Consider the following 21,783-nt stretch of genomic DNA (forward strand, 5'->3'; position numbering starts at 1 on the left):
TCCGCTGCACGAGATGAGGATGTGGGTTGCCCAAGTCTGCCCGCAAGAAGGAGAGGGATCCCGAGGGGCGCATGCCACTCGCGGATCACTTGCGTGAGCTGCGCAACCGGCTCGCGAAGGCCGTCCTGGCGATCGTCGTCGTCACGATCGTGTCCGCCTTCTTCTACCAGGACATCATCAACTTCGTCACCAAGCCGGTGCTCGACTCGGTCGGCTGCTCACAGTCCCTCGGGCAGCTGGCCAAGACCAAGAACGCCCACTGCGCGCACATCACGGTCAGCGGCCTGCTGGCGCCGTTCACCCTGGCCCTGAAGGTCGCGCTGACGGCGGGCATCGTGCTGGCGTCCCCGGTCTGGCTCTACCAGCTGTGGGCGTTCGTCGCGCCCGGCCTGCACCGGCACGAGAAGAAGTACGCCTACGCGTTCGTCGGGTTCGGCTTCCCGCTCTTCCTCGCCGGCGGATACATCGCGTACCACGTGCTGCCCATGACGGCGAGGGTGATGATCGACCTCACGCCCAAGGGTGCCGAGAACCTGCTGCCGGCGGTCGACCTGGTCGACCTGGTCACCCGCATGATCATTGTCTTCGGTCTCGCCTTCGAGATGCCCTTGCTGCTGGTCATGCTCAACCTCACCGGCGTCCTGTCCGGCCGGCGGATGCTCGGCTGGTGGCGTGGCATGATCGTCGGCATCGCCGCCTTCGCGGCCGTGGCCACACCCAGCCCCGACCCGGGGACGATGCTGGCGCTGGCGGCGCCGATCTGGGCGCTGTTCTTCATCGCCGTGGCCGTCTCGCTGCTCAACGACCGGCGCAAGGAGCGCCGGGCGGCCGAGGGGCCCGCCGACGACGAGGCCTCCGAGCTGGACCTCACCCCCGAGGACATCGGCGAGATCGAGCCCGTCCCGGCCGCCCGGGCGCTGCCCGAGCAGTCGAGCACGGACCGGGTCAACGGCTATGACGACGTGACCTGAGCCCAGAGGGCACCGAACCGCTCACGACGCCCCCGCCCCGGACGATTCCCGGGACGGGGGCATTCGCCTTCGCAGGTCAGCGGTCCCGTCGATCAGCGGGCTTCGTCGATCAGCCCACGTTCGGATAATGATCGTCCTGTTGTCAGTGGCGCCCGGTACGCTCGAAAGCACGATGACAGAGGACCTCTCACCGGCCGAGCGGTACGCGGCAGCCCGCAGGCGGGCAGCCGAGCAGGCCACCGCGCTCGCATCCTTCCGCGAGATGTACGACTTCGGCCTCGACCCCTTCCAGATCGAGGCCTGCGAGGCGCTCGAGACAGGGAAGGGCGTGCTGGTGGCCGCCCCCACCGGCTCGGGCAAGACGATCGTGGGCGAGTTCGCCGTCCACCTCGCCCTGAGGCAGGGCAAGAAGTGCTTCTACACGACACCCATCAAGGCACTGTCGAACCAGAAGTACGCCGACCTGTGCCGCCGCTACGGAGACGGCATGGTGGGCCTGCTCACCGGCGACAACAGCATCAACTCCGACGCCCCGGTGGTCGTGATGACCACCGAGGTCCTGCGGAACATGCTCTATGCCGGCTCCCAGACCCTCCTCGGCCTCGGCTACGTGGTCATGGACGAGGTGCACTACCTCTCCGACCGCTTCCGCGGCGCTGTCTGGGAAGAGGTGATCATCCACCTGCCCGAGTCGGTGACCCTGGTGTCACTGTCGGCGACCGTGTCCAACGCCGAGGAGTTCGGTGACTGGCTGGACACCGTCCGCGGCGACACCGAGGTGATCGTCTCCGAGCACCGGCCCGTGCCGCTCTTCCAGCATGTGCTCGCCGGACGCCGGATGTACGACCTGTTCGAAGAGGGCGAGGGCCACAAGAAGGCCGTCAACCCCGACCTGGCCCGCCTGGCCCGCATGGAGGCCACCAGACCGTCGTACCAGGACCGCAGGCGCGGCCGGGCGATGCGCGAGGCCGACCGCGAGCGGGAGCGCAGACAGCGCTCACGCGTGTGGACGCCGGGCCGCCCCGAGGTCATCGAGCGCCTCGACTCCGAGGGCCTGCTCCCGGCCATCACCTTCATCTTCAGCCGCGCCGCCTGCGAGGCCGCCGTCCAGCAGTGCCTGTACGCGGGCCTCAGACTCAACGACGAGGAGGCGCGGGAACAGGTCCGCGCACTGGTCGAGGAGCGCACCGCCTCCATCCCGTCCGAGGACCTGCACGTCCTCGGGTACTACGAGTGGCTGGAGGGCCTGGAGCGCGGTATCGCCGCCCACCACGCGGGCATGCTGCCGACCTTCAAGGAGGTCGTCGAGGAGCTGTTCGTACGTGGCCTGGTCAAGGCCGTGTTCGCCACCGAGACCCTCGCGCTCGGCATCAACATGCCCGCCCGCTCCGTGGTGCTGGAAAAGCTCGTCAAGTGGAACGGCGAGCAGCACGCCGACATCACCCCCGGCGAGTACACCCAGCTCACCGGCCGCGCCGGCCGGCGTGGCATCGACATCGAGGGCCACGCGGTCGTGCTGTGGCAGCGCGGGATGAGCCCCGAGCACCTGGCCGGTCTCGCGGGCACGCGTACGTACCCGCTGCGCTCCAGCTTCAAGCCGTCGTACAACATGGCGGTCAACCTGGTCGAGCAGTTCGGCCGGCATCGCTCGCGCGAACTGCTGGAGACCTCCTTCGCGCAGTTCCAGGCCGACAAGTCGGTCGTCGGGATCTCCCGCCAGGTGCAGCGCAACGAAGAGGGCCTGGCCGGCTACAAGGCCTCCATGACCTGCCACCTCGGCGACTTCGAGGAGTACGCGCGGCTGCGCCGTGAGCTCAAGGACCGCGAGACCGAGCTGGCCCGGCAGGGCGCCAACGAGCGGCGCGCCGAGGCGGCCGTGGCCCTGGAGAAGCTCAAGCCGGGAGACGTCATCCACGTACCCACGGGCAAGTACGCCGGTCTGGCCCTCGTGCTGGACCCCGGCCTGCCCGCCGGCCGCTCCAACGGCCACCGCGGCTTCGACCACCACGACGGCCCGCGCCCGCTGGTGCTCACCGCCGAGCGGCAGGTCAAGCGGCTGGCGTCGATGGACTTCCCGGTCCCGGTCGAACCGCTGGACCGGATGCGGATCCCCAAGTCCTTCAACCCGCGCTCCCCGCAGTCCCGCCGGGACCTGGCCTCCGCGCTGCGCAGCAAGGCCGGGCACATCCCGCCGGAGCGGGCCCGCAAGAAGCGCTCGCAGGCCGCCGACGACCGTGAGATCGCCCGGCTGCGCACCGCCATCCGTGCGCATTCCTGCCACGGCTGCAACGACCGTGAGGACCACGCCCGTTGGGCCGAGCGCTACCACCGGCTGCTGCGCGACACCTCACAGCTGGAGCGCCGCATCGAGGGCCGTACGAACACGATCGCGCGGACCTTCGACCGGATCGTGGCCCTGCTGACCGAACTGGACTATCTGCGCGGCGACGAGGTCACCGAACACGGCAAGCGGCTCGCCCGGCTGTACGGCGAACTCGACCTGCTCGCCAGCGAATGCCTGCGCGAGAGAGTCTGGGAGGGCCTCGCCCCGGCCGAACTCGCCGCGTGCGTCTCGGCGTTGGTGTACGAGGCACGGGTCAGCGACGACGCGATGGCACCCAAGCTGCCCTCGGGCAAGGCGAAGGCCGCGCTCGGTGAGATGGTCCGGATCTGGGGCCGGCTCGACGGTCTGGAGGAGGAATTCCGGATCAACCAGACCGAGGGCGTCGGGCAGCGCGAGCCCGATCTCGGCTTCGCCTGGGCCGCGTACATGTGGGCCTCGGGCAAGGGACTCGACGAGGTGCTGCGCGAGGCGGACATGCCGGCGGGGGACTTTGTGCGGTGGTGCAAGCAGGTCATCGACGTGCTGGGCCAGATTTCTGCCGCGGCGCCTGTCGAGGGCTCGACCGTGGCCAAGGCCGCGCGCAAGGCCGTTGATCAGTTGCTGCGGGGTGTGGTCGCCTACTCGTCCGTGGGATGACCTGCCGGGCGCTTTAAGGGGTCGCTTCTGCGGCCCCTTCACTCATTACGGTGAGTAGTTTTCGCATGCCCATATTCCGTTACCGAACGTGTTCGAATTGCAGCCGAGTGTGTAAATACGTCTGAGCGTACTCCTGTCGCAAGGGTGATTTCAGGTGCTTGCTGAATATGACACGGCGATGATCCGGTCGGACTAAGCTCGCCCGCGGCGCACCGAGTTGAGGTGAATTCGTGCACCTGTTCCCAAACATGCGATAGATCCCAACAGTTCTATGAACCTTCCCCCCAAAAGCTCTCCCGACACCCAGCCGATTCGTCTCAGAAGGCATCCATGGTGAGTGTTCAGAAGCCTCCCGGTCGCCGTGAACGTCCCTATGCGCGCGTCCTGTTGCCGCCGGCCATAGTGATGGCCGCAGCGACCGGGGGCGCCGTAGCCCTGTCGCCCGTGTCGGCCCGGATCGCCGTCGGCGCGGTAGGAGCGCTCGCCGTGCTGCTCGTTCTCGCCACGGGCGCCGAAGCCGCCCGCCGTGGCCGCAGGATCCGCGAGGAACAGGCCGAGCACGCCCGTCACGCCGCGTATCTGCAGCACCGGATCGCCGCCCAGGACGAGCTGATCGAGAAGTTCGCCACCGACATCATCCCGACCGGTCTGCTGCGGCTGCGCGCCGGAGAACCGCTCCGGGACGTCCTGAAGAACATCTACGACGCCGACCCCGAGCTGCGCGCCCTGCCGGACATGTACCGCGAGATGTTCCGCGTCTCGCTGCGCGGCGCCGACCGCGAGATCTCGATGCGCGACGCCACCGAGCGCTCGTACGTGAGCATCGCCCGCCGTATCCAGGCCATCGTCCACCAGCAGTCCAAGGAACTGCGGGAGATGGAGGAGGACCACGGCCGCAACCCCGAGGTCTTCGACGACCTGCTGCGCATCGACCACGGCACCTCGCTGATCGGCCGTCTCGCCGACACCATCGGCGTCCTCGGCGGCGGCCGTCCCGGCCGCCAGTGGCCCCTGCCGGTCTCCCTCTACAGCACGCTGCGCGGCGCCATGTCGCGCATCCTGGAGTACCGCCGCATCCAGCTGAACTCCATCGTCAACATCAACATCAAGGGCACCTCCGTCGAGCCGGTCCTCCACGCGGCCGCCGAACTCCTCGACAACGCCACCCGCTACTCGCCGCCCACGGCCAAGGTGCATGTCACCGCCACCGAGGTGCAGACCGGCATCGTCATCGAGATCGAGGACGCCGGTGTCAGCCTCACCGAGGAGTCCCGCGCCCGCATCGAGAAGATGATCGAGGACGCCAGGAACCTCGACGACGCGCACAACCTCGGCGAGAACCCGCGTCTCGGTCTCGCGGTCGTCGGCCGGCTGTGCAAGATGTTCGACATGGAGGTCTCGCTGCGGGCCTCCGCCTACGGCGGCTGCCGCGCGATCCTCGTCGTGCCGCGTGTCATGACGACCACCGAACCCGGCGTGGGCGCCGCCCACGGTATCGGTGCCACCGGTACCCCGATGCCCGAGCTCGGCGCCGTCGAGGGCCCCAAGCGCCCGCCGAAGAGGCGCCGGCCCACCAGCCCCAAGATTCCCGCCGGGATCTCCATGGAGGACGACGTCCCCGTGGTCACCGAGTGGACCGCGGGCGGACTGCCGCAGCGCCGCAGCCGGATGAAGACCCCGCTGAGCCAGCGCTTCGCCGAGAAGGCCGAGGTCGAGCAGGCCGAGCGCGAGGGCAGGCCGACCATCTGGTCGCAGCCCAAGCCCGAACCGGAGCCCGAGCTGGACCCCGAGATCAAGAAGCTCAGGGAGCGGCCGATCGGCCAGGGGATCGAGGACTTCTGGAACGGCCTGCGCAAGGGCATGCCCGAGGGCGCCACCGGGCCCGAACTGACCGACTTCACCCGGCACCCGGAAAAGTACGTGTACCTGCTCAACGATTCGGACACCGCCACCGAGGCCGCCACCGGGGCCGACGACGAGGGGGACCTCAAGTGATCCAGCAGCGAGGCAACATCGACTGGATGCTCAAGCAGCTGAACGACGGCGTGCCGGGCATCGAGATGATCGTGGTCCTCTCCGCGGACGGACTGCGCATCGCCCGCTACGGCGGCGATCCCGACGCATGCGACCGCGTGGCCGCCGCCTGCGCGGGCGTGCAGAGCCTGGCCGGCGCCATCATCCAGGAACTCCCGGGCGCCGGCGACATGAAGGTCGTCGTCTTCGAGATCGAGGGCGGCTACTTCTACCTCATGAACGCCGGCGACAACGCCTACCTCGCCGTACTCGCCGACGTGACCTGCGAGCCGGGCCGGATGAGCGGCATGATGCGCGACCTCGTCGTCCGGATCGGCGCCCATCTCACCAGTCCGCCCCGGCGGAACGGGCAGACCGTATGACTCCTCCACGACGTAAACGGCGCGAGCCGAAGCCCCCGCCGCCCCCGCAGCCACCGGCACCCACAGCGGCGGACGGCGAGGCCGAGCCGCCACCCAAGAACCCCGAGCGGCTGTACACGGTCGCCGGATCCGAGGACGGGGCACGCGCCGAACTCGACCTCGTGACGTTAATCGTGGCGCGCGACGCGCCTCAGGTGGCCGCCTCACCGGAGCAGGCGTCGGTACTGCGGCTCTGTGCCAACCCTCTGTCCGTGGCCGAGCTCTCGGCCTATCTGAACCTGCCGTTCAGCGCGATGACCGTCCTGATCACCGAGATGATCACGGCCGAGCTGGTGCAGGCGCGCGCCCCGGTCGCCCGGCAGGCGGTTCCCGACCGTTCCATCCTTGAAGCGGTGATGCATGGACTTCAAAGGCTCTGACACCATCCCCGGCCCCCGCACCGAGGATCATCTGCCGCACTCGGCCGAGACCGCAGTGAAGATCGTGATCGTGGGCGGCTTCGGCGTCGGCAAGACCACCATGGTCGGTTCCGTCAGCGAGATCAGGCCGCTGACCACCGAGGAGACCATGACCCAGGCCGGTATCGGCGTGGACGACAACTACGGTTCCGAGTCCAAGACGGCCACCACCGTGGCCATGGACTTCGGCCGCATCAGTATCACCGACAAGCTGGTGCTCTACCTGTTCGGCACCCCCGGCCAGGAGCGCTTCTGGTTCCTGTGGAACGGGCTGTTCGAAGGCGCGCTCGGCGCCGTGGTCCTCGTCGACACCCGGCGTCTGGAGGTCAGCTTCGACGTCATGGGCCGGCTGGAGGAATGCGGCGTGCCCTTCGTCGTCGCCGTCAACACCTTTCCCGACGCGCCCCGTTATCCCGTCGAGGAACTGCGTACCGCGCTCGACCTGACCCCGGAGATCCCGATCATGGAGTGCGACGTACGGCGCCGGGCCTCCAGCAGGGACGTGCTGATGACCCTGACGCGCTTCCTGCACTCGCTCGCCATGTCCCGCGCACTCATCTGATCAGAACCCGATCCGCACCTGATCAGAACTCGATCCGCACCTGATCCGAACCCGATCCACATCTGATCCGAACCCGATCCGAACTTGATTCGACCGCAGTCGTACGACCCCACAACCTTCCCGTTCCGGAGCGACACCGTGACGTCTGATTCCTCCTCGCTGACCGACACCGACCACACCCCCGGCCCGCCGCCGGGCTGCCCCGCGCACCACCTCGGCCCCGGCGGTCTGCAGCGGCTCTACGGCCCCGACGCGCAGGACCTGGGCGACCTCTACGAGCGGCTGCGGGAGCAGCACGGCACCGTGGCGCCCGTGCTGCTGCACGAGGACGTACCGATGTGGGTGGTCCTCGGGCACGCCGAGAACCAGCACTTGGTGCGCAGCCCCTCCCTGTACACCCGCGACAGCCGGATCTGGAGCCCGCTGGCGGACGGCACGGTCAAGCCCGACCACCCGCTCATGCCGCATATCGCCTGGCAGCCGATCTGCTCGCACGCCGAGGGCGACGAGCACCAGCGGCTGCGCGCGGCGGTTACCGCGGCCATGACCACCATCGACCACCGCACCCTGCGCCGCCACATCGGCCTGCACACCCAGGCAATGGTCAACAGGTTCTGCGAACGTGGCCGGGCCGACCTGGTGTCCCAGTTCGCCGACCATCTGCCGATGGCCGTCATGTGCGAGATCCTCGGTATGCCCGAGGAGTACAACGACCGGATGGTGCAGGCCGCCCGGGACGCCCTGAAGGGCACCGAGACCGCCATCCAGAGCCACACCTACGTCATGGACGCGCTGAGCCGGCTCACCACCCGGCGCCGCGCCCGGCCCGAGGAGGACTTCACCAGCCACCTCGTCACCCACCCGGCCGGACTCAGCGACGACGAGGTCCGCGAACATCTGCGGCTCGTCCTCTTCGCGGCCTACGAGGCCACCGCGAACCTCCTCGCCAACGCGCTGCGCATGGTCCTCACCGAGCCGGGCTTCCGCGCCCGGCTCAGCGGCGGCCAGATGACCGTACCCGAGGCGATCGAGCAGTCCCTGTGGGACGAACCGCCGTTCAGCACCGTCTTCGGCTACTACGCCAAGCAGGACACCGAGCTGGGCGGGCAGCGCATCCGCAAGGGTGACGGCCTGCTCTTCGCACCCGCGCCGGGCAACCTCGACCCGCGCATCCGCCCGGACCTGTCCGCGAGCATGCAGGGCAACCGCTCCCACCTCGCCTTCGGCGGCGGCCCGCACGAATGCCCCGGACAGGACATCGGCCGCGCCATCGCCGACGTCGGCGTCGACGCGCTGCTGATGCGGCTGTCCGATATCCAACTAGACTGCCCGGAAGGGGAGTTGCGCTGGCGTTCGTCCATCGCCTCCCGGCACCTGGTGGCCCTGCCCGTGCGCTTCGAACCGAAGCCGCAGCAGGACGTCACCCTCCCGCCGCGGCCCATGGCCGTCCCCGCGCAGCGCTCCACCTGGCAGGCCGGCACCCTGCGCACCGAGCAGACCCCGGCCGCCGAGCCCCGCCCCACCACCCCGCCCCCCGCCGCCCCGGAGCCCCACCCCACGGCACCGGTACCGGCCCGCCGAAGGGGCATCTTGCGGCGGCTGCTCCACTGGTGGCGCGGAGAGTGACCGGAGGCTAGCCCTCACCGGCCCAGGTGCCGTACGACGCCCAGGCCTGGAGCGCGCGTGTGCTGGTGAACGCGTGCTCCGTGCCGGTGACCGGATCGGTGAACTCCAGCCTCCGCGCGAGCAGTTGCAGGGGACGCCGGAAGTCACCGGCCGGCACCGGGCCGGTCACCTCCGGATACAGCGGATCACCGAGGATGGGCACGCCGAGCGCGTTCAGATGCACCCGCAGCTGATGGGTCTGCCCGGTCGCCGGGACGAGCCGGTACCGGCTCAGACCGCCCCGGTGCCCGGCCAGCTCCACATACGTCTCGGCGTTCGGCTCGCCCTCGACCTCCCGGGCCGCCTGCACCCCGCGCTCCTTCACGATCCGGCTGCGCAGGGTCCGGGGCAGGACCAGCGCGGGGTCGTACGGCGCGATCGCCTCGTACTCCTTGCGTACCCGCCGGTCCTGGAACAGCGTCTGATACGCCCCGCGCTCCTCGGGCCGCACGGTGAACAGCACCAGCCCAGCCGTCAGCCGGTCCAGGCGGTGCGCGGCGGACAACGCCGGGATGCCCAGTTCATGCCGCAACCGGGCGAGCGCGGTCTGCGCGACATGCGTGCCACGCGGCGTCGTGGCGAGAAAGTGCGGCTTGTCGGCGACGACGATGTGCGCGTCCCGGTACACGACCTCCACCGGGAACGGCACCGGCACCTCGGCCGGCAGCTCGCGGTGGAACCACACGAACATCCCCGGCTCGTACGGCGCGTCCGGCGCCACCGCCCGCCCGTCCGCGCCGACGATCGACCCCGCGTCGAACATCGCCGCGACCATCCCGGGCGCGGCCCCCGTCAGCCGTTCCACGAGATGCTCCCGCACGGTGGCCCACGTCCCGCCGTACGGCAGCCGGACCCGCACGGGATCCACACCGTCGCGCTGGGGCAGCGGGGCGGGCGGGGGCGGCGTACGGCGTCTCATCGGTCAAGGGTACGAGGGCGAAAACGGCTGCGGGGACGGTCGGGCCGGCGGCAGGATGTGGATCATGCCGTATCTCAACAGCCCGGTCGTGCCGGCCGGAACCCTCGCCGGCACCGCCCAGCCCACCCTGCCCACCGGCGACGGACTGCTGCTGCGCCCCTGGCGGGCCGAGGACGTGCCCGCCGTGTACGCCGCCTTCCAGGACCCGTTGATGCACCAGTGGCACATCAGGGCCGCCGACTCCGAGGAAGAGGTCGCCGGCTGGATCACCCAGTGGCAGAACGGCTGGAAGGACGAGCGCGAGGCCCAGTGGGCCGTCGTGGACGCGGACACCGGCGAACTGCAGGGCCGCGTCGCGCTGCGCGAGATCCTGCTCGGCGACGGCTGTGCCGAGGTCGCGTACTGGACGGTAGCGCGGGCGCGCGGCCGGGGTGTCGCGGTGCGGGCCACGACCACCCTGTCCCGCTGGGCGTTCGACGAGATCGGCCTCCACCGCCTCGAACTCTCCCACGCCACCGCCAACGAGGCCTCCTGCCGCGTGGCCGAGAAGGCAGGCTTCGCGGCGGAGGGCACCAAGCGCAGTGCCCTGCTCCACTCCGACGGCTGGCACGACATGCACCTCCACGCCCGCGTGCGCGGCGACTGGGGCGTCACCCAGCGGGTAAGCGCCGCAGGCTCAGCAATCCGCTGGCGCTCGCCGTGCTGGTGACCCTCTGGCAGAAGCCGATGCATCCGTACGAGAACGCCCAGACCCTGCGCCGCCAGGGCGGGGACACCATCACGAAGATCAACTACGGTTCGCTCGGGGCACCTTCCGCTCCTGCCAGCGGTCGGTGTGAAGATGTAGCCCATGCCGGCCTACGATCTCGCGAACCGACTCGTCGTCGGTGTCGCCTCCAGTGCCCTGTTCGATCTGCGGGAGTCGGACGCCGTCTTCCGCGAGCAGGGCGAGGAGGCCTACCGGGCCTACCAGGAGCAGCACCTGGACGACATGCTCCGGCCCGGAGTCGCGTTCGCGTTCATCCGCAGGCTGCTGTCGCTGAACGACCTCGGCGAGCCGGGCGACCCGCTCGTCGAGGTCATCATCCTCTCCCGCAACGACCCCGACACCGGCCTCAGGGTCATGCGCTCGATCCAGGCCCGTGAACTGCCCATCAGCCGGGCCGTGTTCATGCAGGGCAGATCGCCGTACGCGTTCATCACCGCGCTGAACATGTCCCTCTTCCTGTCCGCGAACGGTGACGACGTCCGCGAGGCGGTCGCCGCCGGTCTGCCGGCCGGGCATGTGCTGGGATCGCCGTACGCGGACGACCCCGCCGACCGTGAGCTGCGGATCGCGTTCGACTTCGACGGGGTGCTCGCCGGCGACGCGGCCGAGCAGGTGTACCAGGCCGACGGTCTGGAGGAGTTCCGCGCGTACGAGGCCCGTAACGCGGCGACCCCGCACGATCCGGGGCCGTTGCGGGACTTCCTCGCCGGGGTGAACCGGATACAGCGGCGGGAGGAGGAGCGGCGCGCGAGCGATCCGGACTACCCCAGCCGCGTGCACGTCTCGCTGGTGACCGCGCGCAACGCGCCGGCCCACGAACGGGCCGTGCGCAGCCTCAAGCAGTGGGGCGTGCGGGTCAACGGCGCCTTCTTCCTCGGTGGCATAGAGAAGGGCGCGGTCCTGAAGGTGCTCAGACCGCACATCTTCTTCGACGACCAGGTGACCCACCTGGAGAGCGCGTCGCGGACCACGCCCAGCGTGCACATCCCCTTCGGCAAGATCAACGAGACGGCACCCTGAGTGACGAGACGGCACCGCTGAGCGCGGACCGCTCTCATGCAGCTGCCGTGTCGCCCTCCTGCTCGGCCTCGATACGGGCGTTCCAGTCCCGCTTGGAGGCCTGCCAGCCGTCCTCGTCGTGGCCCAGGCGCCAGTAGCCGGAGATCGACAGGTCCTCGCGCGGGATGGCGCGCTCGATCCGCAGCAGCCGGCGCAGCTCCTTCACGCAGCCCGCCTCGCCGTGCACGAACGCGTGCACCCGGCCCTCGGGGAACTCCAGGGCGCGGACGGCCTCCACCAGTGCCTCGCCGACCGGCCGGTCCCCGCGGTGCAGCCAGACGATCTCCACATCGGAGTCGATCTTCTGCTCCTCCTCGGGTCCGGACACCTCAATGAAGACGCGGGCGCGGGCGCCGGCGGGCAGCGCCTCCAGGGACCGCGCGATCGCGGGCAGCGCGCTCTCGTCCCCGGCGAGCAGATGCCAGTCGGCCGCCGGGTCGGGGGCGTAGGCGCCGCCGGGGCCCATGAAGCGCACCGTCTCACCCGGCTGCACGCGGGCGGCCCACGGGCCGGCCAGGCCCTCGTCGCCGTGGACGACGAAGTCCAGGGTCAGCTCCCGCTGTTCGGGATCCCAGTCGCGCACGGTGTACGTCCGGGTCACCGGCCACTGCTGCCGCGGGAACTCCCCTCGGATCCGCTCCAGATCGAAGGGCTCCGGGTAGGTCACGCCCGCGGGGCCGAAGAGCAGTTTCACGTAGTGGTCGGTGCAGGTGTCCGCCGCGAAGTCGGCCAGGCCCTCGCCGCCGAGCACCACGCGCCGCATGTGCGGGGTCAGCCGCTCGGTGCGGAGCACCTGGGCGGTGCGGGCCTTGCGCGGCTTTCGTCCCGGACGCTCTGCCATCACGACCTCCTGCAGATTGGTTAGGTTTACCTAAGCTAGCATCTCGCCTCTACGCAACACCGCCTTCCTGAGAGCTGGATGAGGCCTTTTGCCGGAAAATTCCAGTCAAGGCCGGGCGGCGAGCGTGGTCAGCAGCCGCTGCAGGGAGCCGCCGAGCCCCCATCGCCCGGCCAGCTGCTCCAGGGCCGCCGGATCGCGCGGGGTGTGCGGCAGGGCCGTGCCGACGTCCGGCAGCGGTACGTCGTCGGCCACCCGGACCACCTTCGGGGCGACCGCCACATACGGCCGGGCCTCGTCCAGCCGCTTGCGCTGCGACGGCGTGAGCTTCGCCGCCGGGTCGTCCACCGCCGCCATGATCCCGGCCAGGTCACCGAACTCGGCGAGCAGCTTGGCGGCTGTCTTCTCGCCGATCCCGGCCACGCCCGGCAGACCGTCGCTCGGATCGCCGCGCAGCAGCGCCAGATCCGCGTACCCCCGCCCGTCCACGCCGTACTTCTCGCGCAGCACCGCCTCGTCGGTCAGCTGCAGCGTGCCGACGCCCTTCAGCGGGTACAGCACCCGGATCCCACGGGCGTCGTCCACCAGCTGGTACAGATCGCGGTCGCCGGTGACGATGTCCACCGGACCCTTGGCGCGCGCGGTGAACGTGCCGATCACGTCGTCCGCCTCGTACGGCTCGACGCCCACGCGCGCGATGCCGAGTGCGTCGAGGACGGCCTCGATGACGGGCACCTGCGGGGAGAGGGTGTCGGGCACCTCCTCCTCGTCCGGGGCGCCCTCGTGCTCCTCGGCGACCCGGTGCGCCTTGTAGGTGGGGATGAGGTCCACCCGCCACTGCGGCCGCCAGTCGGCGTCCATGCAGGCCACCAGCTGCTCCGGCCGGTGGTCCTTGACCAGCCGGTCGATGAAGTCCAGCAGCCCGCGCACGGCGTTCACCGGCGTGCCGTCCGGTGCCTTCACCGAGTCCGGCACGCCGAAATAGGCGCGGAAGTACAGCGATGCGGTGTCGAGAAGCATGAGTCGTCCGGTCACGCTCGCATCATGCCGCACGGCACTGACAGCCACCCTTCCGCCCGGAACGCGTTGCGCGATACGCATCGCCGTGAGCCCGGCCACTGAGCGGTTTGCCTCCGCTTGACCTGGGCAGGCGCCGCCACGGAGCGCGGGAGGTTGCTCTTTTCAACTGTTGGCGACTCTTCGTCTCCTGTTCTGTTCCCGAGACGAGAGGCACGCGTGCAACCGAGGCTTGAGACCGAGCACCTGTTCAAAGTGTTCGGCAGACGACCGGACGACTCGGTGCGGCGCCTGCGGCAGGGCGCCGACCGGGAGGAGCTGCGCGCCGACGGCACCACCGCCGCCGTGATCGACGCCTCCTTCCGCGTCGAGGCGGGTGAGATCTTCGTCGTCATGGGCCTGTCGGGCTCCGGCAAGTCCACCCTGCTGCGCACGCTCAACGGCCTGCTGGAGCCGACCGCGGGCAGCGTCCGCTTCGACGGCCAGGATCTGACCGAGCTGACCGCCCGCGAACTGCGCGAGCTGCGCTCGAAGAAGATCAGCATGGTGTTCCAGCACTTCGCGCTGTTCCCGCACCGCAGTGTCCGCGACAACGCCGCCTACGGCCTCTTTGTGCAGGGCGTGCCCCGCGCCGAGCGCGAGCGCCGCGCCGAAGAGGCGCTCGCCCTGTGCGGACTCGCGGGCTGGGAGGACTCCTGGCCCGACGAGCTGTCCGGCGGCATGCAGCAGCGCGTCGGCCTCGCCCGCGCCCTCGCCACCGACGCCGACCTGCTCCTCATGGACGAGTCCTTCAGCGCCCTCGACCCGCTGATCCGCCGCGACATGCAGGACCAGCTGCTGGAGCTGCAGAAGACCCTGAAGAAGACCATCGTCTTCATCACCCACGACCTCAACGAGGCCATGCGCCTCGGCGACCGCATCGCCGTCATGCGCGACGGCCGCATCGTGCAGACCGGCACCGCCGAGGACATCCTGCTGCGCCCCGCGAACGACTACGTCGCCTCCTTCATCCAGGACGTCGACCGCTCCCGCGTGCTGACGGCGGGCGCCCTCATGGACACCTCGGTCACCAGCGACGCCCCCCTCTGCGGCTGCGAGACCGCGACCCGCGACACACCGTTCACGGAACTGTGCGCGATCAGCGCCCGGCTCTCGCACCGCGTCTCGGTCGTGGACGAGGCGAACAGGGTCATCGGCGTCGTTCCCAGGCAGCGGGTGGTCGGCTTCCTCGGCGACGAGACGGCCGATCCCGCGCCCTGCGACAACCCGGACGGGAAGGTGATCGCCCGTGCCTAGGATCCACCTCGGCGACTGGGTCGACTCCGGCGTCAACTGGCTGGTCGGCCACCTCTCCTGGCTCTTCGACGCCGTCAAGACCGTCATGGAGGGCATGTACAACGGCATCGACGCCGTGCTCAGCGCCCCCGCGCCGCTGCTGATGGCCGGCATCCTCGCCGTCATCGCCTGGTGGCTGCGCGGCCTCATCGCAGGCGTCCTCGCCTTCGCCGGATTCGCGCTGGTCGACTCGCTCGACCTGTGGGACCGGGCGATGTCCACGCTCGCCCTGGTCCTGGTGGCGACCGTGATCGCGCTGGTGATCTCCCTCCCGCTGGGCATCTGGGCGGCCCGCTCCAAGGCCGTCAGCGCGGCCGTACGACCCGTCCTGGACCTGCTCCAGACGATGCCGTCGATGGTCCTGCTGATCCCGGCCATGCTCTTCTTCGGCCTCGGCACCGCCGCCGGTGTCGTCGCCACCCTGATCTTCGCGCTCGCCCCCGGCGTCCGCATGACCGAGCTGGGCATCCGCCAGGTCGACGCCGAACTGGTCGAGGCCGCCGAGGCGTTCGGCACCACCCCGCGGGACATCCTGTGGCGCGTCCAGCTGCCGCTCGCCCTGCCGACCATCATGGCCGGCGTCAACCAGGTGATCATGCTCGGCCTGTCCATGGTCGTCATCGCCGGCATGGTCGGCACCGGCGGCCTCGGCGGCGCCGTGAACGAGGCCATCGGCCAGCTCGACATCGGCTACGGCTTCGAGGCGGGCGTCGGCATCGTCGTCCTCGCCATCTACCTGGACCGGATCACCGGCGCGCTCGGCACCCAGCTCTCCCCGCTGGGCCGCAGGGCCGCCGCCAAGGCGCCCACGCGCGCGTGGACGTACCGGCCGCGCCCGGCCGTCGCCGTCATCGGCGTCGTCGTCCTCGCGCTCGTGGCGGGCGGAATGGGGATCTTCGGCTCCTCCAACGGCACCTCCGAGGCCTCCGGCACCGACGTCGGCAAGGGCAAGGAGATCAACATCGGCTACATCCCCTGGGACGAGGGCATCGCCTCGACCTTCCTCTGGAAGGAGATCCTGGAGGAGCGCGGCTTCAAGGTCACCACCACCCAGTACGCGGCCGGCCCCCTCTACACCGGCCTCGCCACCGGCCAGATCGACTTCGAGACCGACTCCTGGCTGCCCACCACCCACGCCGAGTACTGGAAGAAGTACGGCAAGCAGCTCGACGACCTCGGCCCGTGGTTCGGCCCCACCTCCCTGGAGCTGACCGTCCCGTCGTACGTGAAGGACGTGAACTCCCTGGCGGACCTGAAGGCGCACGCCTCCGAGTTCGGCGGGAAGATCGTCGGCATCGAGCCCAGCGCGGGTGAGATGGGCCTGCTCAAGAGCAAGGTCCTCAAGGCGTACGGCCTGGACGGCACGTATCAGGTGATCGACGGCTCCACCCCGGCCATGCTCGCCGAGCTCCAGCGTGCCTATGCCAAGAAGGAGCCGGTCGTCGTCACCCTGTGGTCCCCGCACTGGGCCTACAGCGACTACGACCTGAAGAAGCTCAAGGACCCCGAGGGCGCCTGGGGCAAGGGCGACGGCGTGCACACCCTCGCCCGCAAGGGCTTCGCCGGCGACAACCCGCAGGTCGGCAAGTGGCTGAAGAGCTTCTCCATGACCGAGCAGCAGCTCACGGACCTGGAGTCGCAGATCCAGAAGGCGGCCAAGGGCAAGGAGCAGGACGCCGTCCGCGGCTGGCTGCGCAAGCACCCCGGCCTGGTCGACAAGTGGGCCCCGGTCGCCAAGGACGACGCCCAGCGCCAGGCGGCCGGGTGACCTGACCTTCCCGGACCGCCCCCCGAGGGGCGGGCTGCGCCGGACGCCACCGAGCGCCCGGCGGCGGCCCGCCCCTCGCGGCGTCTTGAGGCCTGTGTCTGTACGGCAAGAATCCGGCCAACCACGTTCCGTGATGACCGTTGGCCCTCGCCTGGGTGCCTGGCCCAGCTGATCGGCATATTCACCCCTGCCCAGGCGTGCGTCCCGGGAGGGCCCGGACCCCCGTCACACTGGCGCGAACCGTGAGGTTGGGGGCTCGGCGGCATGTCGGGGATGTGTCAGGCACGTGAAACGGTTTGCCGAACATGCGTAGGGTGCAGAGAAGTCATCAGGAGGCGGCTGCCCCGACCCGGGCACCCGTACAGCGGCACTACGAGCGAGGGAGGGAGCCGGAGCGATGGGCGACCACAAAGAGCAGCCTGTGCGGGTGGGCGCGGCCGTCCGGCGGCGCCGCCGCGCCCTGGAGCTGACGCTCGCCGTCGTGGCCGAGCGCACCGGTCTCTCGGTGCCCTTCCTCAGCCAGGTCGAGAACGACCGGGCCCGCCCCAGCCGCAGCTCGCTGGAGAAGCTCGCCGACGCCCTGCGCACCACGGCCGTCGAACTCCTCGCCGCCGCCGACCCGGCGGCCAGCGTCGACGTCGTGCGTGCCGACCCGGCCGCCGAGGACGACTTCGCGCCGCGCACCCGCTCCCTGGTGCGCGGCCACCACCAGCTGCACGCCTCCGAGTTCACCGGCGACCACGACGCCGGCCGCGAGTTCCAGCACCGCAACGACGAGCTGATGTACGTCGCCCACGGCGCGGTGGAGATCGAGGCCGAGGGCCGCGCATATCGCCTCGGCCGAGGCGACACCCTGTATCTGACCGGTGGGGTCCGGCATCGCTGGCGCGCGACGGTCCCGGACACACGGGTCATCGTGGTGGCGGTGGCCGAACACATCGAAGCGGTCCAGGACCGGTCCCGTTAGTGCGGGTCGTCTCCCTCGTACCGTCCCTCACCGAGGCCGTCGCCGTGACGCTCCCCGGAGTCCTCGTCGGCGCCACCGACTGGTGCACGCACCCGGCGGACCTGGACGTCACCCGGATCGGCGGCACCAAGAACCCGGACACCGAGCGGATCCGTGCCCTCGCTCCCGATCTGGTGATCGCCAACGAGGAGGAGAACCGCGCCCCTGACCTCGATGCCCTGCGCGCCGCGGGGCTTTCGGTGCTGGTCACCGAGGTGCGCAGGGTGCCGCAGGCGTTCGCCGAGCTGGAGCGGGTGCTCAGGGCCTGCGGTGCGCGGGGACGGCCGGGCTGGCTGGCGGAGGCGGAGGAGGCCTGGGCGGCGCTGCCGCGGCCGGAGGGCCGTACGACGGCGGTCGTGCCGATCTGGCGGCGGCCCTGGATGGTCCTCGGCCGGGACACCTTCGCCGGTGACGTCCTGGCCCGGCTCGGCGTCGACCACCTGTACACCGGCCACCCCGAGCGCTACCCCCGTATCCCGCTGGAGGAGCTGCGCGCGGCCGCCCCGGACCTGGTGGTCCTCCCCGACGAGCCCTACCGTTTCACCGCCGACGACGGCCCGGAGGCCTTCCCGGGCCTGCCCTGTGCCCTGGTCAGCGGCCGGCACCTGACCTGGTACGGCCCGTCGCTGAGGGAAGCGCCACGAATGCTGGCCGAGGCGCTGCGAGCAGCTCGCCGCTGAGCAGGCCGCGTACGGTGCCGGCGGCGGCCGCCAGCCAGGCGGCGGCGAGGACGGCGTACAGCCCGACGGCCAGCCCGTCGTACACCGCCAGACCGGTGTGCCGGGCGAGAGCCATGGCGCCGGTGACACAGGTGCCCACCGGGAAGGTGAACGCCCACCAGGTCATCGCGAACCCCATGCCCTGCCGGCGGGCCCGCACCACGTGCGCGGTCGCCAGCGCCAGCCACATCAGTGCGAACCCCATCACCGGCACCCCGTACAGCACGGCGAAGACGCCGAGGCCACGGTCGTACGGAGCCGGTACGACCCCGGGTGCCACGTCCGCGATCTTGCTGACCGCGGTGGTGGACTGCCCGAGCGGACCCAGGACCAGGAACAGCGTCGGGGTGAGCGCGAGCGGCAGCGGGGTGGAGCTGATCAGCCGGGCGAAGACCAGCGGCAGCATCAGCAGGATCGCGAGCAGGCTCAGCCCGAACATCGCCAGGCACGCCAGCAGCAGGGTCCCGCGGGGTTGCCCCGCCGGCAGATACGGCACGAGCAGCGGGCCGAGCGCGGCCGACACCATGGGCGCGACCAGCGGCAGCAGCCACACCGGGGTCGCCTGCGCGGGCTCGACCCGATGCCGTACGGCCATCAGGTACGGCACCGCCACGGCGGCCGCGAGCCCGACCGCCGTACCGGCGGTGAACAGCACGGCGTCCAGGACGACCGCTGTGCCGGTGCCGATCAGGTCCCGCCCGGCGGTCAGGGCGCCGCCGCCGACCGCCAGCAGGGCCATCGACAGGCAGCCGTAGAAGGGAGCGACGGCCGGGTCGAGGAGATGGGCGCGGGCCTGGTCGCCGTGCCGGGTCCAGTGCACCGTCCGGGCCGCCAGCAGGGCCACCAGCATGATCAGGGACAGTGCCCAGGCCCCCGCGAACACCTCGCGCAGGGCTGCCGAGTGCGCGGGCAGCGCGACACCCGCGGAGCCGAGGATGGCGGTGCCCATGACGGAGGCGTACCAGTTGGGGCCCAGCTGGCGGACCTGGGAGGCGCGCGGGACGGAGGCGGTGGGCAAGGGGCGGACTACGGTGACCATGACTCCACGGTCCCGCCGCTGTCCGCCCATGACCAGGGAGTTCCTGGTTATCAGGGCATAAGCTGGTGTTATGAGTCAGGTGGAGGGGAAGCGAGAGCACACCGGATCACTGGCACACCGGGTGCCCGATCTGGCCGCACTGGAGCTGCTGCTGGCGGTGGCGCGGCTGGGCAGTCTCGGTGCGGCGGCGCGCGAGGTCGGCGTCACCCAGCCCGCTGCCAGCAGCCGGATCCGGTCCATGGAACGGCAGTTGGGGGTGGCCCTGGTCGACCGTTCGCCGCGCGGTTCCCGGCTCACGGACGCGGGCGCGCTGGTGACGGACTGGGCCCGCCGTGTGGTGGAGGCGGCGGCCGCCTTCGACGCGGGTGCGCAGGCCCTGCGCGACCGCCGGGACTCACGGCTGCGGGTGGCGGCGAGCATGACCATCGCCGAGTATCTGCTGCCCGGCTGGCTCCTCGCGCTGCACGCCGAGCGTCCCGACACGGCGGTCTCCCTGCTCGCCGGGAACTCGGCGAAGGTCGCGGAACTGCTGCTGGCCGGGGAGGCGGACCTGGGGTTCGTGGAGGGCCTGTCGGTCCCTGCGGGCCTGGACTCCGCCGTCATCGCGCGCGACCACCTGATCGTCGTCACCGCGCCCGGTCATCCCTGGGCCCGGCGCCGGCGCCCGGTGACGGCGGAGGAGCTGGCGGGCACCCCGCTGATCCTCCGCGAGCGCGGCTCCGGCACCCGGCAGGTCCTGGACGTGGCGCTCGGCGGCCTCGCCCGCCCCTTGATCGAGCTGTCCTCCACCACGGCGGTCAAGGCATCAGCGGTCAGCGGTGCGGGCCCCTCGGTCCTCAGCGAGCTGGCGGTGGGGGAGGAGCTGGCGATGCGACGCCTGGTCAGCATCCCGGTGGACGGCGTCTCCTTGCGCCGAGATCTGCGCGCGGTCTGGCCGACGGGGCATCGACCGACAGGTCCGGCACGGGAGTTGCTGTCGCTGACACGGGGGTGACGGGGCGCGGTGCTGCCGCCGGCCAAGGGGGCTTTTCGCTTGCCCGCGCTTGCGGGGTGCCGCTTCTGTGGGACGGGCGCCGCCCCAGCGGCACGACTGCCCGCAGCGGCGGCGGTACTTCGAAGCGGGCGGTGCTGCAGCTCCCCGAGGGGCGCGGGGCTGTATCGATATGCGGCTCCGCCGCGTGGGCGCGACCGGCCACCACGTACCCGCACCCGGCAGACGGCCACAAGCCCGACGGCGCCACCCCGCCCGCCGCAGGCGCCCGCACCGAAAATCCCTGGCCAGCCGGCCGACCAGCCCGGCACCATGCCGACATGACCGTCACCGCCCCGCCCGCCGCAGGCGCCCGCACCCCCTGGGAAGACCTCCCCTCCGCCGTCCGAGACGCCGTAGGCGAGATGCTCGGGGCGCCGGTCGTACGGTCGCAGACACAGCGCGGCGGTTTCTCGCCCGGCGTGGCCGCACGGGTGCGGACCGCCGCGGGCGGCACCGGTTTCGTCAAGGCGGTGAGCGGCGAAGCCAATCCGCACAGCCCCGGCCTGCACCGCCGGGAGGCCCGGATCGCCGCCGCGCTCCCGGCCGCCGTACCCGCCCCCCGGCTGCTCGGGACCTACGACGACGGCACCTGGGTGGCGCTGGTCTTCGAGGAGGTGGCCGGGCGCCAGCCGCACGTGCCCTGGCGGCCGGACGAGTTGGGCCGGGTGCTCGACGCCGTGACCGTGCTCGGCCGCACCGCAACCCCGTGCCCGCTGGACGTCCCGGCCGTCGCCGAGGACCTGGCGGACGCCTTCAGCGGCTGGCGCCGGCTGCTCGACGGCGAAGCCGGTGATGTGCGCGACCGGCTCGGTGTCTGGACCGCCGGGCATCTGTCCGACCTCGCCGCGCTGGAGGCCCGGTGGGCCGAGGGCGCCTCGGGGGACACCCTGGCCCATGCCGACCTGCGCGCGGACAACGTGCTGCTCACGGACGACGGGGGCGTCGCCTTCGTGGACTGGCCGCACGCCCTGCGCGCCGCGCCCTGGTTCGACCTTCTCGTCATGCTGCCGTGCGTGCGGGCGCAGGGCGGGCCCGATCCGGAGGAGGTGTTCACCGCGCACCCGCTGGGCCGCGACGCCGCCCCGGACGCCGTGACCGCCGCTCTGGCCGGTCTCACCGGCTACTTCCTGCGCAGCTCCCTGAACCCGGCACCGCCGGGCCTGCCCACCCTGCGCCCCTTCCAGCGCGCCCAGGGCGACGCGGCCCTGGAGTGGCTCAGAAAGCGGCTGTGATCCAGTCCGGGGCCAGG

The 21,783-nt window shown here is 71.1% G+C and carries 19 protein-coding genes and 1 pseudogene; 16 read left to right on the forward strand and 4 right to left on the reverse strand.

Features of this window, described 5'->3' with window-relative positions; genetic code table 11:
* The first annotated feature begins 26 nt into the window (after positions 1-26).
* From tatC to M878_RS83350, 7 genes are all read left to right on the forward strand, one after another.
* Positions 27-971 carry a twin-arginine translocase subunit TatC gene (gene tatC / locus M878_RS83325; RefSeq protein WP_031226623.1) on the forward strand — a complete coding sequence of 315 codons (945 nt, stop codon included), beginning with the start codon at positions 27-29 and terminating at the stop codon, positions 969-971.
* 127 nt (positions 972-1,098) lie between these two features.
* Positions 1,099-3,951: a DEAD/DEAH box helicase gene (locus M878_RS83330; protein ID WP_031226625.1), complete on the forward strand. Its 2,853-nt coding sequence runs from the start codon at positions 1,099-1,101 to the stop codon at positions 3,949-3,951.
* 330 nt (positions 3,952-4,281) lie between these two features.
* Positions 4,282-5,946 (forward strand): ATP-binding protein, encoded by a 1,665-nt coding sequence (locus M878_RS83335; protein WP_167345807.1) that lies wholly within the window; start codon positions 4,282-4,284, stop codon positions 5,944-5,946.
* Positions 5,943-6,347, forward strand: coding sequence for a roadblock/LC7 domain-containing protein (locus M878_RS83340; RefSeq protein ID WP_023551950.1), 405 nt, complete (start codon positions 5,943-5,945; stop codon positions 6,345-6,347). Before M878_RS83335 ends, M878_RS83340 begins: the two co-directional genes overlap by 4 nt.
* Positions 6,344-6,766 carry a DUF742 domain-containing protein gene (locus M878_RS49535; protein WP_031226630.1) on the forward strand — a complete coding sequence of 141 codons (423 nt, stop codon included), beginning with the start codon at positions 6,344-6,346 and terminating at the stop codon, positions 6,764-6,766. Before M878_RS83340 ends, M878_RS49535 begins: the two co-directional genes overlap by 4 nt.
* Positions 6,747-7,367, forward strand: coding sequence for a GTP-binding protein (locus M878_RS83345; protein WP_023551952.1), 621 nt, complete (start codon positions 6,747-6,749; stop codon positions 7,365-7,367). Before M878_RS49535 ends, M878_RS83345 begins: the two co-directional genes overlap by 20 nt.
* Before the next feature lie 138 nt (positions 7,368-7,505).
* Positions 7,506-8,993, forward strand: coding sequence for a cytochrome P450 (locus M878_RS83350; RefSeq protein WP_023551953.1), 1,488 nt, complete (start codon positions 7,506-7,508; stop codon positions 8,991-8,993).
* Between the two features lie 7 nt (positions 8,994-9,000).
* On the opposite strand, the gene M878_RS83355 is transcribed toward M878_RS83350, so the two are convergent.
* The gene (locus M878_RS83355; RefSeq protein WP_031226632.1) at positions 9,001-9,951 is read right to left on the reverse strand and encodes an RluA family pseudouridine synthase; all 951 of its coding nucleotides are present in this window, start codon (positions 9,949-9,951) and stop codon (positions 9,001-9,003) included.
* A gap of 64 nt (positions 9,952-10,015) precedes the next feature.
* Here M878_RS83355 and M878_RS83360 point away from each other — a divergent pair, with 64 nt between their 5' ends.
* The 3 genes and pseudogenes from M878_RS83360 to M878_RS83365 all read left to right on the forward strand — a co-directional run bounded on the left by M878_RS83360 (position 10,016) and on the right by M878_RS83365 (position 11,740).
* Positions 10,016-10,660, forward strand: a complete 645-nt coding sequence (locus M878_RS83360) for a GNAT family N-acetyltransferase (RefSeq protein ID WP_023551955.1) — start codon at positions 10,016-10,018, stop codon at positions 10,658-10,660.
* Positions 10,594-10,755 (forward strand): annotated as a pseudogene (locus M878_RS000000100435) (PadR family transcriptional regulator); the annotation flags it as partial. The gene M878_RS83360 and the pseudogene M878_RS000000100435, both read left to right, overlap by 67 nt.
* Positions 10,756-10,801: 46 nt before the next feature.
* Positions 10,802-11,740, forward strand: a complete 939-nt coding sequence (locus M878_RS83365; protein ID WP_023551956.1) for a 5'-nucleotidase — start codon at positions 10,802-10,804, stop codon at positions 11,738-11,740.
* 34 nt (positions 11,741-11,774) lie between these two features.
* On the opposite strand, the gene M878_RS83370 is transcribed toward M878_RS83365, so the two are convergent.
* Both M878_RS83370 and M878_RS83375 read right to left on the reverse strand, forming a co-directional pair.
* On the reverse strand, positions 11,775-12,620 hold the full coding sequence (locus tag M878_RS83370) for a siderophore-interacting protein (RefSeq protein WP_023551957.1): 846 nt from the start codon (positions 12,618-12,620) through the stop codon (positions 11,775-11,777).
* A 105-nt stretch (positions 12,621-12,725) separates the two neighbouring features.
* A complete protein-coding gene (locus tag M878_RS83375) occupies positions 12,726-13,652 on the reverse strand; it encodes a 5'-3' exonuclease (RefSeq protein WP_023551958.1) in 927 nt (308 codons plus the stop codon).
* A 201-nt stretch (positions 13,653-13,853) separates the two neighbouring features.
* Between M878_RS83375 and M878_RS83380 the strand changes: the two genes are divergently transcribed.
* The 4 genes from M878_RS83380 to M878_RS83395 all read left to right on the forward strand — a co-directional run bounded on the left by M878_RS83380 (position 13,854) and on the right by M878_RS83395 (position 18,423).
* Complete coding sequence (locus M878_RS83380; protein WP_023551959.1) at positions 13,854-14,930, forward strand: quaternary amine ABC transporter ATP-binding protein; 1,077 nt, start codon at positions 13,854-13,856, stop codon at positions 14,928-14,930.
* A complete protein-coding gene (locus tag M878_RS83385) occupies positions 14,923-16,737 on the forward strand; it encodes an ABC transporter permease/substrate binding protein (protein ID WP_023551960.1) in 1,815 nt (604 codons plus the stop codon). Before M878_RS83380 ends, M878_RS83385 begins: the two co-directional genes overlap by 8 nt.
* A 397-nt stretch (positions 16,738-17,134) precedes the next feature.
* Entirely contained in the window at positions 17,135-17,704 is a 570-nt protein-coding gene (locus tag M878_RS83390) for a helix-turn-helix domain-containing protein (RefSeq protein ID WP_023551961.1), read from the forward strand.
* Positions 17,704-18,423 carry a helical backbone metal receptor gene (locus M878_RS83395; protein WP_023551962.1) on the forward strand — a complete coding sequence of 240 codons (720 nt, stop codon included), beginning with the start codon at positions 17,704-17,706 and terminating at the stop codon, positions 18,421-18,423. The genes M878_RS83390 and M878_RS83395 overlap by 1 nt, the downstream gene beginning before the upstream one ends.
* On the opposite strand, the gene M878_RS83400 is transcribed toward M878_RS83395, so the two are convergent.
* Positions 18,335-19,501, reverse strand: coding sequence for a TDT family transporter (locus M878_RS83400; protein ID WP_031226637.1), 1,167 nt, complete (start codon positions 19,499-19,501; stop codon positions 18,335-18,337). The genes M878_RS83395 and M878_RS83400 overlap by 89 nt on opposite strands.
* A gap of 70 nt (positions 19,502-19,571) precedes the next feature.
* On the opposite strand from M878_RS83400, the gene M878_RS83405 reads away from it, so the two are divergent.
* Both M878_RS83405 and M878_RS83410 read left to right on the forward strand, forming a co-directional pair.
* Entirely contained in the window at positions 19,572-20,495 is a 924-nt protein-coding gene (locus tag M878_RS83405) for a LysR family transcriptional regulator (RefSeq protein WP_023551964.1), read from the forward strand.
* 317 nt (positions 20,496-20,812) lie between these two features.
* A complete protein-coding gene (locus M878_RS83410) occupies positions 20,813-21,766 on the forward strand; it encodes a phosphotransferase (RefSeq protein ID WP_023551965.1) in 954 nt (317 codons plus the stop codon).
* Positions 21,767-21,783: the final 17 nt, after the last annotated feature.

The organism is Streptomyces roseochromogenus subsp. oscitans DS 12.976 (assembly GCF_000497445.1).
In the GTDB taxonomy this organism is placed as follows: Bacteria; Actinomycetota; Actinomycetes; order Streptomycetales; family Streptomycetaceae; genus Streptomyces; species Streptomyces oscitans.

What these genes read in the sequence shown, in the direction of transcription:
- M878_RS83345 (WP_023551952.1), top strand. Translation starts at nt 6,747, where the DNA reads ATGGACTTCAAAGGCTCTGACACCATCCCCGGCCCCCGCACCGAGGAT.
- M878_RS83390 (WP_023551961.1), top strand. Translation starts at nt 17,135, where the DNA reads ATGGGCGACCACAAAGAGCAGCCTGTGCGGGTGGGCGCGGCCGTCCGG.
- M878_RS49535 (WP_031226630.1), top strand. Translation starts at nt 6,344, where the DNA reads ATGACTCCTCCACGACGTAAACGGCGCGAGCCGAAGCCCCCGCCGCCC.
- M878_RS83360 (WP_023551955.1), top strand. Translation starts at nt 10,016, where the DNA reads ATGCCGTATCTCAACAGCCCGGTCGTGCCGGCCGGAACCCTCGCCGGC.
- M878_RS83330 (WP_031226625.1), top strand. Translation starts at nt 1,099, where the DNA reads ATGATCGTCCTGTTGTCAGTGGCGCCCGGTACGCTCGAAAGCACGATG.
- M878_RS83370 (WP_023551957.1), bottom strand. Translation starts at nt 12,620, where the DNA reads ATGGCAGAGCGTCCGGGACGAAAGCCGCGCAAGGCCCGCACCGCCCAG.
- M878_RS83365 (WP_023551956.1), top strand. Translation starts at nt 10,802, where the DNA reads ATGCCGGCCTACGATCTCGCGAACCGACTCGTCGTCGGTGTCGCCTCC.
- M878_RS83405 (WP_023551964.1), top strand. Translation starts at nt 19,572, where the DNA reads ATGAGTCAGGTGGAGGGGAAGCGAGAGCACACCGGATCACTGGCACAC.
- M878_RS83355 (WP_031226632.1), bottom strand. Translation starts at nt 9,951, where the DNA reads ATGAGACGCCGTACGCCGCCCCCGCCCGCCCCGCTGCCCCAGCGCGAC.
- M878_RS83400 (WP_031226637.1), bottom strand. Translation starts at nt 19,501, where the DNA reads ATGGTCACCGTAGTCCGCCCCTTGCCCACCGCCTCCGTCCCGCGCGCC.
- M878_RS83410 (WP_023551965.1), top strand. Translation starts at nt 20,813, where the DNA reads ATGACCGTCACCGCCCCGCCCGCCGCAGGCGCCCGCACCCCCTGGGAA.
- M878_RS83335 (WP_167345807.1), top strand. Translation starts at nt 4,282, where the DNA reads ATGGTGAGTGTTCAGAAGCCTCCCGGTCGCCGTGAACGTCCCTATGCG.